The organism is Vibrio sp. 1580 (assembly GCF_033340055.1).
Genome location: NZ_JAWOVT010000401.1, coordinates 1 through 627 on the forward strand (window position 1 = coordinate 1; position 627 = coordinate 627).

A 627-nucleotide genomic window follows, 5' to 3' on the forward strand; every position below is an offset into this window, starting at 1 on the left:
TGGACGTACGGTTTCAACCACACCGTCTGCAGGTGCGAGAATTTCTTCACCGCGCTTACAGGTCAAATCGATACCAGTATGCACGTGTCTTCTGCCTGAGATAGGATTGATCCGACTGCCGTAAGAAGAAGAGATTCGTTGATACGTCACTGGGCTGTCATTCGGAATCAAACGGAACATGGTCGCACGAACCGCAGAATCTATAGCTGCCGCATCAATTCGCTCTTCTAAGGCGAGGTTGTTCTCATCGATAGACAGCTCTTCATCAGCAAGGCCGAGTACCGATTCCACATCAAATACGCGCTTTCCGAGCAGTTGAATCTGGTTGTTCTTGTCCGTCAAAGCTTGAGAGAGTGAGTGGTTGGTATCCAATTGCTCTTCATAGAGCGCTGTGATTTCTGCTTTCTCGCTTTCTAGTTTGGTAATGGTTTGCGCCAACGTTGTCTGATTATGAATCTGTTGCTGGTTCAAATACCAAGCCCCGCCGACAACGGCAGGTAAGGCGATGATCGAAGTTAATATGGTTAGGACCGAACCGCGGCCCAAATAAAATTGCTGATCACCGTTTTTAGTGGGGATCTGCATGATGATTTTTTTAGACATAGTTATTGTTACTTAAATAGGCGT

The 627-nt window shown here is 46.7% G+C and carries 1 pseudogene; it reads right to left on the reverse strand.

The features are described from left to right. Positions 1 to 603: pseudogene (locus tag R7093_RS26255) on the reverse strand (peptidase M23); the annotation flags it as partial. Positions 604 to 627: the final 24 nt, after the last annotated feature.